Here is a 13330-nt window from a genome sequence, read left to right as displayed (position 1 = left end):
TTAGCTTGTGATTGCTCACGTAAAAATACAATTTGAAATCAATTCACAACATCGCCTGTAAAGTATATTCGAGTCAAAACCTTGTGATTGCTCACGTAAAAATACAATTTGAAATCAATTCACAACCTTGAACCTGTCTAGTTCCTTTGATTTCATCTTGTGATTGCTCACGTAAAAATACAATTTGAAATCAATTCACAACAGCTCTGTTACTAACCAGTGTCTTATGCTTCTTGTGATTGCTCACGTAAAAATACAATTTGAAATCAATTCACAACTATCTTATCATCTAATATAGAGATCGATTTCTTGTGATTGCTCACGTAAAAATACAATTTGAAATCAATTCACAACACGGTACTAACGGAGTAAACGAAGTCTCAGCTTGTGATTGCTCACGTAAAAATACAATTTGAAATCAATTCACAACCATTACATATTGAAAAAAGTTCTACAGGTTCTTGTGATTGCTCACGTAAAAATACAATTTGAAATCAATTCACAACGTAGTTTGTTAGCGTATAAGAATAAATCCCCTTGTGATTGCTCACGTAAAAATACAATTTGAAATCAATTCACAACCCTGCACTTTTTTTAGTCAATCTCCATATTCTTGTGATTGCTCACGTAAAAATACAATTTGAAATCAATTCACAACAACAACTTTAACGTGTACATCTGGTAACCCCTTGTGATTGCTCACGTAAAAATACAATTTGAAATCAATTCACAACTAAAAACGAGGGAATTTACATAACAGATGACTTGTGATTGCTCACGTAAAAATACAATTTGAAATCAATTCACAACAACGGCTTTTCTTATTGGCTTGTCTAAACACTTGTGATTGCTCACGTAAAAATACAATTTGAAATCAATTCACAACGAGGTTTCAAGTTCCTTTAAACGATTATTTGTTTTTTTATAGAGCTTTATCTTGTCTGCTGTATAATTTCGTTTTGTAGAACGATTGATAAGATTAGGCGCTTTGATAAGAAATTATCGATAAGATCAGTAAGACATTCAAATCCTTTTTTTCTTCTGTAACTTTTTTAAATACTTGTTAAACTCTGTTTTTAAGAACTTTCGAGTTAAAGGGGTGTTATTTTTTACAGTTATCAATCGTTCCTAAAGTATCGTAGCGCATCATATTGGAAGTTATTTTTTTAAACTTCGCTCCGCCGATTACTTTTTTGGATTTTTGTAGTCTGTTTTCAAAACCCCAATTTTTCAGGATTTATTTTTTAAGGGAAATTGCTTAAGAGTAGCAATATTACAAAAGAGTAATATGAACTCACGTGCCTTAAGTTACACAAGTTATATTTGAAGTTTACATTAATATGAAACCTGTTTTTTAATAAAATATACTACTTTCTTACTTAGTTTTGTGGGGGTTGGAATTAATATCGTAGAGTCAATATATGTCTATGTTTTCAACAAACCTATTTTTGTGCATTTTTATCTTGTAAAGAAGAAGTTAGCAAAGAAGAAAAAAGAGTTTTTAGTTGAAAATGTAAGATTCTATAAAAAACTAGATGAAAAACAAAAAGTATATTTTGAACATCGATTGACCAAGTTTATCAGAACCTATGATTTTGTTGAAAGAGACAATTTTGAGCTAATCCCAGAGGCAAAAGTTTTAATCGCAGCATCGTATGTTAAATTGACTTTTGGAATGCGTAAATATCGTACAACAACTTTCGATAAGATTATAGTATATCCTACTAGTTTTTATTCAAGCATAACTAAACAATATCATAAAGGAGAGTTTAACCCAAAACTAAAATCTATTGTATTTTCTTGGGAAGATTTTTTGTTAGGAGATATGGTTCTAAATGATAATTTAAACTTAGGAATTCATGAGTTTTCACATGCGTTAACCTTTCATGGAAGAAAATTGAAAGATGTAAGTGCCCGAATTTATTACCGTTTATTTGAAGAAATAACCAGTTTTATGGATGATAAAGCAAATGCTGAAAGAATTAAATTATCAGGTTATTTTAGAGCATACGCGTTGACGAATAAATTGGAATTTGTTGCTGTAATTATGAAGCACTTTTTTAAAACTCCTGAAGATTTACAGCAACAATTTCTACAATTGTATAAAAAAAATCAACTTATGTTGAATTTTAAATAACAGTTTATTCTACAGCTCTAATAGCATTGTTGCTTGGATCAGCAACATATAGTTTATTAGAAACGTTGTCATAATTCAACTTGTAAGGACCTTTAAATTGTGCAGTAGAAGCACCTCCATTTACAAAACCATAGCCGTTACCGATTACAGTTGTTACTTCTAGAGTACGCATATTAATAGCTCTAATTCCATAATTACCACCAAGAGAACCTATATATAAAAAGGTTTCATGAGGGCTAAAAGTTATGCTTTTTGCCGATGTAAAACGTGCAGCCTCACCTATACCATTGGTAGTACCACTTTCGGTATCAGAACCTGCTATGATAGTAGCATTGTTTGTTTGTAAGTTTATTTTTAATATGGTTCGCCAATTTGCAACATATAGATGTTCATCTTTACTATCTATCACAATTCCTTGAGGGTAAAAGGTTGTTGGTAAATTTGTTAAGTGTAAAGTAGTTACTTGTTTGTTGGCAATGTCAATTTTTCTAATTCTTCCTGTACTAACAATTCCATTTTCACTTTCCAAAACGTATAAAACGGTGCCATTGGTGTTTATTGTAATATGAGAAGGGTGCTTAAATTGAGCATTTTCACCTATCCCATCTGTATTTCCATAACTGCCATTACCAGCAATAGTACTTACTTCGTTGGTATTTATGTTTATAGCTCTAATTTTAATTTGAGTAGCTACATATAATGTTTTGTAGTCTTTGCTAAAAGTTAAAGTTAGCGGACTTTGAAAAGAAGCGGTTGTACCCACACCGTCATTACTATTTGACGAACCATCTCCTGCAATTGTTGTTATATGGTAGCTTCCACTAGTATTGATAGTGATTTTTTTGATGCTGTTGTCACCAGTATCAGCTACATAAATGTTACCATTTTGATCTATTGCAACATCTGAAGGGAATGAGAATGCAGATAAGGCCACCAAATCGGGTTGTGAGCCAATACTAGTTACATTTCCTTTTAAAATAGCATCTATAATTTCTGCTGGACTTTTAATTGTAGAAGAATCATCACTACAAGAAATTAGTTGTAGTGCTATGTACATTAATAATACCCCTTTTTTTAATAGTTTCATTTGTTCTTTTGTTTAAATACTGTTATACGTTTGTTATTTTTTTATTCTAAAATTGTTTTCTCTTTTTTAGTACCGAGGTTTTTTCTTTTGTCTATCTCAGAAGCCGTTTTATTGAAAAAAAATACCAACTCTGTCATAAAACTCTCTAATGTTAGATACCTGTCTCTATTGTTATCATACCTTTCTAGTTCTTTCACTAACTCATGAGTCCAGAAAAAACCGCTATTTAACTGTTCATTCAATTCCTTTTTGATTGTTTTTTCATCATAATTATGGTCCTTCATATATTTAATAACAGCCGCTCTAACCAACGCTTCATCATACATAGTTTTCCAATTACCATATGCTTGTTTATTCATTTCATCTGTTACTTTGTTAAAAATAATTGCCCCACTTTCTTGTAGTTCGGAGTGGTGTTTTTCTATAACATGATTTACAAAGGAATGATTGAATTCATGTAAAATAGTTGGAAAATAATCGTTCACTTCATATTTGGGCATACCTAAGTTATCAACACTCCACGTTCCCATTATGGCATAAACCACTTCATTTCCATTCGGATAAATTATTTTTGGACCATAGCTCGCTCCTCCATTTCCTAAGGCATTTATAATTTTAAATTCTCCTTTTGGGCCTTCTCCATAAAATTTTTGATACCATTCTAAATCTAAGTTTCGATAAACTTTTTTAAATCTATTTGATGCAGTTTCGTAAAGTTCTTTATTGTTATTGAAAAAAGTTTCACAGTCGGCATCAGTATAAAATTCATTTAACAGTTTTAAAAACTGTGTAGAGTTTTCTTCACTCCACGATTTCTCCAGAGATTTATTTGAAAAAGGTACTATCAACGCTTTTATATTTGGAGGTTCAGTTATATGTATAGCCATGCTCATAACAGAACTAAAACCAATTCCTTTTTCATGTAGTTCACTTTTTACATACTTAATTAAATCGTGACTTTTAAATTTTCCAAAATGATTTTCAATGTTTTCAACATACATAGGAAAAAGATTTTGACTATATTCATGGCTATCTGCAAGCCTAAAAACAATGCTTAATAATTCTATACGTTTATCTACTTTTGGTTCTTTTAGCATTGTTTCTTTTTGTTTGCTAACTTTTTTTCTCTCTTGAGAACAAGCGCTTAAAGTGATTAAAATCAAGAATATTCCTATTATTTGTTTCATATAATAGATTTTTTTGGACTATTTCTAATGACACAAAATTGTAAGTGAAGATCATTAGAGGTTATTTTATAAACAGCAGGTAGAAATTATAAAGAAGCTTAGGTATTGTAAAAAAAGGTCAAAACACACACTTGTTTTGACCTTATTCTAATGGTATGATTTTTAAGGGCAAGAAGTATTATAGCTAGCAGTACTATCTTTTGTCCAAGTGCTTGGTGGGGTAAAACCAGTATCTATTTTTATACAGCTTAAGCTTGGGTTGCCCTCAACTCCAAACGAATTAAAGTTTGTATTATTACCGTTAGCTACGTTTACACTTGTAAGCGCATTATTTATACAATAAAATTGAATAAGTTTTGTATTATTGCTTACATCCAAACTGGTTATTTGGTTGTTCCAACATTGTAAATATTGTAAATCAGTATTGCTGCTTAGATCTAAACTAGTTAATTGATTTTGTTGACATCGTAAACGTTGCAATTTTGTATTGTTACTCAAGTCTAAATTAGTTAGTTTGTTATCAAAACACCTTAAGTTTTGTAAATCTGTATTATTACTTAGATCTAAACTAGTTAATTGATTTGAACTAACCCATATGGTTCTTAATCTCTTGTTTTGTGTAAGGTCTAAATTAGTTATTTTATTATCAAAACATTGCAATGCCATTAAACCAATGTTTTGGGTTGTGTTTAAACCTGTTAATCTATTTTTATTGCAATTTACACTAGTTAAAAGAGTATTCTTACTAATATCAAGATTAGTAAGTAAGTTGGAGTCACAAATTAGAGTTATTAATTTAGTATTTTTACTAATATTTAAATTTACTAGCCCATTTTTTCCACAGTATAGACGTGTAATATTTATAAACTCTTCAATACCTGTTAAATCAGCAATGCTTTTTGACGTTACATTAATGGTTCCATTATAATTTTGAGCTTCACTAATTTGTATCTCATTATCTCCATTAGTATTTATGGCAGTGTTTGCTAGTAAAATCGCTTTAAAGTTAGCATCAGGTATATTTACTGTAGTACCTCCTGTTTCAACTACATCGGTAACATTAATTCTTATGGTTTTATCTACGTTATGTGTACCATCAGAAACTCTTATTGATAAAATGTGAAAAGTAGAGGTTTCGTAATCTAAGTTTTTACCTGTAATTAATGATATTTCACCACTATTGGCATCAATTTCAAATAAGTTTCCTGTTGTGCTCAATGCTGGTAAACTATAGGTAATGTTGTCGCCTTCTGCATCGGTAGCTTGTATTTGCCCAATAATTACGGTATCATCAATATCTTCAGCAACGGTAAAGGGACCAAATGCGGTAAAAGTAGGTTCAACATCGTTTATATTCATTACATTTATAGTAACAGTAGCGGTATCTGAACTTCCATTAGCGTCGCTTACTTCAATATTTAACGTATGCGTAGTATTCGTTTCATAGTCTAATGTTTTACCAGATGCAAGTCGTAATTCTCCCGTGTTGCTAAGAACAAATAAATTAGTAGCATCTCCACTTTCTATTGAAAAACTTGATACATCACCATCTGGATCAGTAATATTTAAAGTACCAATAATATCAGAATTAGTAATGTTTTCAGCTACTGTAAAACTTTGATCCGCTATAGAGATTGGGCTATTTTCGTTTACATCGGTAACGTTAATGGTTATTACAGCAGAGGTTTTGTCTTTATCATCGCTTACTTCAACTGTAATTTCGTGTTTGGTTTGGGTTTCATAATCTAAACTTTTGTTAGCAGCAATGCTTAGTTCTCCAGAAACATTAACAGCAAACAGATTGTTGTCGTTTTTTGTGATTTTAAAAGTTAAGTCGTCTTTATTAACATCTGTGGCAGTAATAACTCCTATTTTGGTGTTGGCAGCTTTGTCTTCTGCTACCGTAAAACTTTGTGCTTTAATAACAGGAGGTGTGTTTTGTGGTTCGTCGTCTTTACTACAAGAAATTAGTTGTAGTGCAATAAAGCCTAGTAATATTCCTTTTTTAAATAATTTCATTTGATCTTTTTTTAATTAATAGTACAAGAGTACTTTTATATGTAGATATTTTAAAAAACAGTTTACGAAGAGTAAATTGAGTTTGTAAATTGAAAATGTAAATTCAAGATAAACCATGAACCCCCTAAAATTCAATTGATTTTTAGGGGGCATGTTTTATGAAAGACGATTACTAATTTGCTATTCGTACAATAAATTCTTTAATTTTTTTTTGAGACATTGCTTTTACTTTTGTGTAATTTTTACTGTAAAAATTACTGTATGCAAAGTTAGTCCAATCTACATCTTGCTTATTGGCTGCCATTACCATAACAAAACTTTCTTTATCATATGAAATTAAAAAAAGACCAATATTATTATAAAAAACTGGTCTGTTTAGTTCTTTACTTTCTACTTCTTGATATTTATAAATTGCAGGTATACACTTTTTACAAGCAGCTACGGCTACTGTTTTTGTAGTATCTATTAAGCCATATTGAAAAAATTTAGTTTTGGTTTGCTTATTTCCAAAAGTTCTTTCTCCTTCAAGTAAATGATAAAGACCATTAATGTTTTTGGTAGGTACTTCATTTTGAGCATAGACGGTAAAAGGTAATATAAATACAAAAATATATTTAAAAATTTTCATTTGTCTTTTTTTTAATCAATAATATAAGAGTACTTTTAATATATAGTTTTATAAAAAACGTTTTTACGAAGAGTAAATTGAAATAGTTTGTTATGACGCTATATTTGTTGTATAAAATACCTCAATATTAATTTAAAATGTTGAGGTATTTAGCAGTTGGTTTTATTATGGGGCGTCGTAATTTAGAATTGGTATATTTCCTTTGTAGTACCCTATAACATTGGTTCCATTTTCATCAACTAATGTAATTGTAATGGTGTATTCATTATTATTAGCATCAACCGAAATATTTCCTGATACTATATCTATAGCATTACCTGTTTGATTTTCACCTAAAGAAGCATCAAAATTTAGGAAATGAAACCCTCCAATAATACTAAAACTAGTATTACTGTAGTCGTTAAAAACATATTTTCCTCCTGTTAATTTTGTGTCTTCGTTAGCATAAAGATCAAGAACCAATATGTTTCCATTACCTTTTGGGTCTTTATTTTCATCAATAATAAGGCCTGGACTAGAAAGGTATAATTCAAAATTGGTAAGATTATTATGTGTTCCGTTATTAAAAAGCACCATATTTTTAAGTTCAAACTTTTTAGATCCTATTTTAATTTCATTTGCTTTTTGAGTAATAGTATCATCGTCACTACAAGCAGTTAAAAAGAATACACAAAGAGTTGCTACAAGTAGGTTGAAAACTTTATTTGATTTCATGAGTGATTGATTTTGAATTAACTGTTTTATTTAATTGTTATACTATAGTTACATGCACTATTGGCACTATAACAAGAAGATTTATTAGAAGAATTAGGGTTGAAATTGTAGTAATAATTTTTAGTACAAGGTACTTTTAAGGAGCTTGAGTTGGTTATTTTGCTTGCATTACTAGATCCTTCTTCAAATACATAAATATCTTTACCAGTTCGGTTTATAATGGTTACGGTTGTTAAAGCATTTCCCTCATCCATGGCTTTCATACGAGCTTGATGTTCTTTCAATCTTTTATATTCAGGAGTGGCTCTGATAGAATCATTATAACGTTTAATTTCTTCTTCTCCCATGGTTTTAGCTCTCTTTATGTCAGCTATTTTAGCATTGTCTTTTGCTGTTAAAGGAATTGCTTGTTTTAGCTTCATGGCAGCGATATAATCATTAAACTTTTTATCAAGGTTTAAAGAAGTAAGGTATTTGTAAGTAGGGTTGGAGGCAGCAGATGAAATTTTTGCCGTTTTAATTTTAGCTTTCATTCTAGAGAGAAAACCTCCTTTTTTCTTTTTTGGGGCTTCAGTTGTAGTCGTAGCTTTTCTGTCTTTTTCAAGCACATAAACCGAAGCTACATTTTCCATACTAGGAAAACTTCCGTCGTATATTTTATCTAACCGGAATAGCAAATCATCAATTACCACATAGCCTTCTTTTGTGTACCTATGTTTTATACTAATAGGATGGATGTAGTTATCTATTGTGCCATAATCACTTAATTCAGTTTCACGAAAAGCACGCTTATCTTCACTAATAAATCTAGCTTCAAAACCAACAGGAATACCCGATGGGGTGCGCTCTAATTCAATTTTAACAGGAAGATAGTCTGTTTTAAAATTATAAGTTCCATCGCCTTTAGCTACCAAAGCACCAAAACCACGGTAGGTAGCCCCATCACCATTGTTTTCTAATGCTTCAAAAAAGTTTTGTTGCGCCTGTATTGTAAAAGGTAAGAGTAATAAAGTAATTAGTAAGTAAACTTGTTTCATATTCATTTTATTTAAAATTTATGACAAGTATACTCTACAGTAACTACAAGAAAACAAATGACTTAATGAATAGCCATTTGAGTTTATAAACAAAAAGATAGGGAGTTAAAATCTTTTTCTATAGGGCATGGTTACAATTACCCTTGTGCCATTAGGAGCGTTGTTTTTATAAATATCTTCAATAACAAAACCTATTTTAGTAACATATTGTTTTTGAAAAATTTCTAAACGTTTTTTTATGGAGTTCAACGCAAAAGATTCATGGCGGTTTCCTTGACGGAGGTTAATTTCTTTACTTTTCTTTCTTCCAACACCATTATCAATAATAAGACATTGCAAGGTGTTTTTTGATAAATGGAAGGTAATGTCTAGTTTTTTTTCTCCTTCTTTATGCAGTAAACCATGTACTAAAGCATTTTCAATAAAAGGTTGAATTAACAAAGAAGGAACTTCCAGTTCTTCATGGGTGTCGTAGGTAATTGTGTAGGTAAAGTCATCCCCAAAACGAAGCTTTTCTAATTGTAGATATACATTTAAAAACTCTAACTCTTTTTCTATAGGAATAAAATCTTGATTTGTATAGCTCAAGGTACTTCGTATAAGCTTGGCAAATAACACAATATAGTCGTAAGAAGCGTCGGTGTCTTGCTGCAAAACTAAATCTTGAATAGAGTTTAACGCATTAAAAATAAAATGCGGATTCATTTGTGAACGCAAAGCAGTTAAATTAATAGCAATCAGCTCTTTTTCTAAAGATATTTTTTCCAATTGGGCAATGCGCTCTTTTTCTTTTTTTTGCATTGCTTGTTTAAAGTATACAATAGTAGCTCCCAAAATAAGAGAAGCAACTAATAAGATAAACCATAAGGTTCTCCAAAATGGTTTTTTAATAAAAAAGTGTAGCTCTTTTATTTCATAGTTAGTACTTGTACTATTTAAAAATGGGTGTACTTGAAAGGTGTATTCACCCGCGGGTAAACTATTGTATTTTATTGAGTTTTCACCAATAGCTGTGGTTAACCAAGCATCGTTGTATCCTTTTAAACGATATTTATATGTTCCTTTTTGGTTAAACAAAAAGCCATTGACATTAAAATTTATTCTTATTGCATTTTGATTATACCTTAAGGTATAATTTGAAGTAATTAAGGTGTCTTTTTCATTAATTTCTACAGCATTAAAATATACTTTAGGATGTAATGTTTTAAAAGCATTGTTTTTATCAATGGAAAATAACCCTTTGTCAGATGAGAAATAGATTTTGTTACCAATTATTTCAATACCAGAAATATTGTAAGATTTAATACCGTCTCGTTTGGTGAGTGTTTTAAATTTATGGGTGAGAATATCGAGCTTTTGAATACTGTTTGCCCCCACAATCCATAACGTATTTTGGTCAGCTTTAATTTTTTCAATAATATTTGAGGTCAAGCCATCTTGGGTGGTATAATGTCGAATTACCTTGCCATTTTTAATTCCTAAAAGGCCATTTTTAAATGTGGCAACCCAAACAATACCATTAGCGGTTTGGGTTATCGATTTACTATAGATGGGTTTTTCGTTATTTAAAATTACCTGTTTGTTCCAAAGACTGTCGTATACCGCTAATTCATCAACAAAGGCAACATAAACTTCGCGCTTTATTTCGTCATAAAAAGAATCGTAAGTTCTTTTATTTGTTGAAATAAATTTTTCTTTACCGTGGTAATTAGCATTTTTTAATAAAACAACTTTGTTATGGTTGGTATACAGTAAATCGTTGTGAGCTAAGAATGAAAAACTTTTTGCAGCATCAAAAAACCTAGTTTTTTCAAGGGTTAAATCTCTATAATCTAAAACATAACTTCTAAACCCTTTACTAAGGTAAATTTTTTGCTGCTTGGGATTGTACTTTAGTTTAGACAGTTTTCCTTCGTTAATAGGTAAATTAATAGTTGTAGAAGTATGAAGATTGGTGTTATAAAAAATAACATTTCCATGGTTGCTTCCCATAACTAAAGTACTGTCGTTTATGTTGTCTAATGTTTTTATGTTTTCCTCTTTTAGAGGAATGTTACAGGTTTCTATATGAATATTAGGAATAATATAAACACCATTATTTAAACTAGTAAGCCAATAATTATTGTCTTTATCTTTAATAATTTTGGTAATATGTTTATTTTTTAAGAATCTTTTTTTTAGTTGAAAAGCAGCGTTTTTGAAAGTAAAAACCCATATTCCTTGATTTGTTGCTATCCAAGTTTCAGCGTTATGCTCAAAAATAGTATAGAGTTTTATTTTTTCAAGAGATTCTAGCCCTTTTACTAGTTCTAACTTTTTTTGTGGGAAGTTTAATTTATAAAAGCTGTTTTTTTTGTTTCTTATTTGAGAGTAAATGAAAGTTGAGTCCGTTTTAAAAATAACAGACTTCCCCAAACTTAAAGCATTACCTTTTTTTCCTTTATAAGGAAGATTGGTTTCTATTAGTGAAGTTATACTGTTGTCTTTGTTTATTGAAATAATAGAATCGATGGCTCCTGAATAAATAGCATTATTAAAAGAAAACGGAGTTCCGAATTTTTTTGTAGTAGTGTATTGCTGTAATATTTGCTTGGTTTTTAAATCTATTTTATAGATTTTTTTTACAGTAAAAACCCATAAAAAATCATTTCTTATTACAAAATCAGCTAGTTCACCATTTAAATGGTTACTTAAATCTGTAAATAAATGGAGTTCATCGTTTAGGATATAGAAAAACTGACCAGAAATATTATTACACCAAATTCGACCTAAATTATCTTCTTGAGTGTTAAATACAGAAGCCCCTCGCTGTATAGGGTTGCTATAGTTTTTAAAGGTTTTACCATCGTATCGATACAACCCTTTGTTGGCAGATAGCCATATAAAACCTTTATGATCTTCAAGAATGTTATAGAATTCATTATCAGGAAGTTTGTTTCTTTCAGAAAGTTGTATAAACACAGGTTCTTGTGCTTTTGTTGTCATTGGAACACAAAGCATAAGTAATAAAAGAAAATACTTTATAAAAAGAAATGATGGGTTATGGCTAGATATTACTTTCAAAGCTACTTATTCTTGATCTAGAAATTTTTGCTGTAATAGTTCCATTATCTAGAGTGAGGTTTAAAGTTGTTTTGTTTAAAAACTCAATATAAGCTAAATTAACAATCCATGTTCTATGAGAACGAAAGAAAAGACGTTCATCTGTCAAAATATTTTCAAAATATTTCAAATTTTTACTGGTAGTGATAGTTGTTTTAGTTGATAAGTGTATTTTACTGTAGGCTCCATCAGCTTCTATAGCAACAATATCAGCTAAGTTAATAATATGTCTATTACCCAATTCTGGAATGACAATTTTTTTATAATTTTTATCTTTTATAGTTTCAAGCAGCGCTTGATAATCAACTAACGAAGCTTCTTGATGTAGCTTATGTTCTAACTTTTTAAGAGCTATATCTAACTTATTTCTATCGATAGGTTTTACTAAATAATCAATGGCATTTAACTCAAAAGCTTTAATGGCGTAGTGATCATAAGCAGTAACAAAGATAATTTCAAATGGTATAACATCAAAAAATCTTGCGATTTCATAGCCTGCATAATTAGGCATCTGTACATCTAAAAACACCACATTGGGTTGTAATTCTTTTATTTTTTGAACACCCAATTCTAAATTATTACAGGAATCAAGAATGGTAATATTGGTAGAAGCTCTTTCTAGTAAGTTAGATAAAACATTTCTTGCACTCTGTTCATCGTCAATAAGAATAGCTTTAATTTCTACCATAAAAACAAATATAGTAATAGTGTTTTTATAATGAGATTAAGATTTTACGAAAGAGAAATTGCGTTTGTAAGAAAGGAATAATCAGCAGGAAGAAGGTTAGTGACTAAAGTATAAATAGAAAATTGTTGCTGTAATTATGGAGCACTTTTTTGAAACTCCAGAAGATTTACAGCAACAATTTCTACAATTGTATAAAAAGATTCAACTCATGTTGAATTATTCCATAGAATAAATTAATCTTTTACTTTAAATACTTTGGTTAAAATATCATCCATCAAACACCATTTGGTTAATGATGATTGTAATAAGTTGGCACCTACAAAAGCAGTAAACCATAACCAATTACTATTTACTTTAATGGCTAAGATTAAACTGATCAATATAAAACTACCAGCAATACCGCGTACAATTCTATTTTTCATAATTAAATATATTTATCAATAGGAACCACAACAGCTCGTATTGGATTATTTGTTTCTAAATTTTTATTAAAAGTTTCAATTAAGTTAAACAGTGTATCTATTTTATCGTTTTCAGTAAATGAGAAATACATATACGAACCTGTTGCTTTCTTATTACCAGAAAACCAATCGTTTACAGAAACTACAGGAAAAGAATTTCGAAAACCTTCAATATCAGAAGCACTAAAATTATTGATAGCTGCTTCTTTTAATAGTTTTAGTACTTCGTCTTGAAGTCCTTCAACCACAGTTATGATTAATAGTTTCATT

Annotated in this window: 11 protein-coding genes and 1 CRISPR repeat array (1 of these 12 running past the window's edge); of the genes, 1 reads left to right on the top strand and 10 read right to left on the bottom strand. The window is 29.9% G+C overall.

Features of this window, described 5'->3' with window-relative positions:
• A CRISPR array of direct repeats spans positions 1-886; the repeat unit is 46 nt; unit sequence CTTGTGATTGCTCACGTAAAAATACAATTTGAAATCAATTCACAAC; it reaches 4098 nt to the left of the window's first position.
• Between the two features lie 564 nt (positions 887-1450).
• On the top strand, positions 1451-2137 hold the full coding sequence (locus V1T75_RS10060; protein ID WP_330488417.1) for a zinc-dependent peptidase: 687 nt from the start codon (positions 1451-1453) through the stop codon (positions 2135-2137).
• Between the two features lie 4 nt (positions 2138-2141).
• Here V1T75_RS10060 and V1T75_RS10055 read toward each other — a convergent pair whose 3' ends face one another.
• From V1T75_RS10055 to V1T75_RS10010, 10 genes are all read right to left on the bottom strand, one after another.
• A complete protein-coding gene (locus tag V1T75_RS10055; protein WP_330488416.1) occupies positions 2142-3224 on the bottom strand; it encodes a beta-propeller fold lactonase family protein in 1083 nt (360 codons plus the stop codon).
• Between the two features lie 41 nt (positions 3225-3265).
• Entirely contained in the window at positions 3266-4411 is a 1146-nt protein-coding gene (locus V1T75_RS10050; RefSeq protein ID WP_330488415.1) for a DUF4932 domain-containing protein, read from the bottom strand.
• Positions 4412-4573: 162 nt separating this feature from the next.
• Positions 4574-6430, bottom strand: a complete 1857-nt coding sequence (locus V1T75_RS10045) for a cadherin domain-containing protein (RefSeq protein WP_330488414.1) — start codon at positions 6428-6430, stop codon at positions 4574-4576.
• A gap of 172 nt (positions 6431-6602) precedes the next feature.
• Positions 6603-7058: a hypothetical protein gene (locus V1T75_RS10040; RefSeq protein ID WP_330488413.1), complete on the bottom strand. Its 456-nt coding sequence runs from the start codon at positions 7056-7058 to the stop codon at positions 6603-6605.
• A 165-nt stretch (positions 7059-7223) separates the two neighbouring features.
• Positions 7224-7772: a hypothetical protein gene (locus V1T75_RS10035; RefSeq protein WP_330488412.1), complete on the bottom strand. Its 549-nt coding sequence runs from the start codon at positions 7770-7772 to the stop codon at positions 7224-7226.
• A 26-nt stretch (positions 7773-7798) separates the two neighbouring features.
• Entirely contained in the window at positions 7799-8809 is a 1011-nt protein-coding gene (locus tag V1T75_RS10030) for a hypothetical protein (protein WP_330488411.1), read from the bottom strand.
• Positions 8810-8914: 105 nt separating this feature from the next.
• Entirely contained in the window at positions 8915-11794 is a 2880-nt protein-coding gene (locus V1T75_RS10025) for a sensor histidine kinase (RefSeq protein WP_330488410.1), read from the bottom strand.
• Between the two features lie 61 nt (positions 11795-11855).
• A complete protein-coding gene (locus V1T75_RS10020; protein ID WP_330488409.1) occupies positions 11856-12599 on the bottom strand; it encodes a LytR/AlgR family response regulator transcription factor in 744 nt (247 codons plus the stop codon).
• A 233-nt stretch (positions 12600-12832) separates the two neighbouring features.
• Positions 12833-13021, bottom strand: coding sequence for a YgaP family membrane protein (locus tag V1T75_RS10015; RefSeq protein WP_330488408.1), 189 nt, complete (start codon positions 13019-13021; stop codon positions 12833-12835).
• A gap of 2 nt (positions 13022-13023) precedes the next feature.
• Positions 13024-13329 (bottom strand): hypothetical protein, encoded by a 306-nt coding sequence (locus V1T75_RS10010; protein ID WP_330488407.1) that lies wholly within the window; start codon positions 13327-13329, stop codon positions 13024-13026.
• Between the last annotated feature and the right edge of the window lies 1 nt (position 13330).

The organism is Tenacibaculum sp. FZY0031, assembly GCF_036350695.1.
Taxonomy (GTDB): Bacteria; Bacteroidota; Bacteroidia; order Flavobacteriales; family Flavobacteriaceae; genus Polaribacter.
Note: the sequence above shows the minus strand (reverse complement) of the source record. Positions and strands in the feature narration are given on the sequence as shown.

Bases quoted from the DNA above. Each gene is read 5' to 3' on its own strand.
- V1T75_RS10055 (WP_330488416.1), bottom strand. From the start codon at position 3,224: ATGAAACTATTAAAAAAAGGGGTATTATTAATGTACATAGCACTACAA.
- V1T75_RS10050 (WP_330488415.1), bottom strand. From the start codon at position 4,411: ATGAAACAAATAATAGGAATATTCTTGATTTTAATCACTTTAAGCGCT.
- V1T75_RS10045 (WP_330488414.1), bottom strand. From the start codon at position 6,430: ATGAAATTATTTAAAAAAGGAATATTACTAGGCTTTATTGCACTACAA.
- V1T75_RS10040 (WP_330488413.1), bottom strand. From the start codon at position 7,058: ATGAAAATTTTTAAATATATTTTTGTATTTATATTACCTTTTACCGTC.
- V1T75_RS10035 (WP_330488412.1), bottom strand. From the start codon at position 7,772: ATGAAATCAAATAAAGTTTTCAACCTACTTGTAGCAACTCTTTGTGTA.
- V1T75_RS10030 (WP_330488411.1), bottom strand. From the start codon at position 8,809: ATGAAACAAGTTTACTTACTAATTACTTTATTACTCTTACCTTTTACA.
- V1T75_RS10025 (WP_330488410.1), bottom strand. From the start codon at position 11,794: ATGACAACAAAAGCACAAGAACCTGTGTTTATACAACTTTCTGAAAGA.
- V1T75_RS10020 (WP_330488409.1), bottom strand. From the start codon at position 12,599: ATGGTAGAAATTAAAGCTATTCTTATTGACGATGAACAGAGTGCAAGA.
- V1T75_RS10015 (WP_330488408.1), bottom strand. From the start codon at position 13,021: ATGAAAAATAGAATTGTACGCGGTATTGCTGGTAGTTTTATATTGATC.
- V1T75_RS10010 (WP_330488407.1), bottom strand. From the start codon at position 13,329: ATGAAACTATTAATCATAACTGTGGTTGAAGGACTTCAAGACGAAGTA.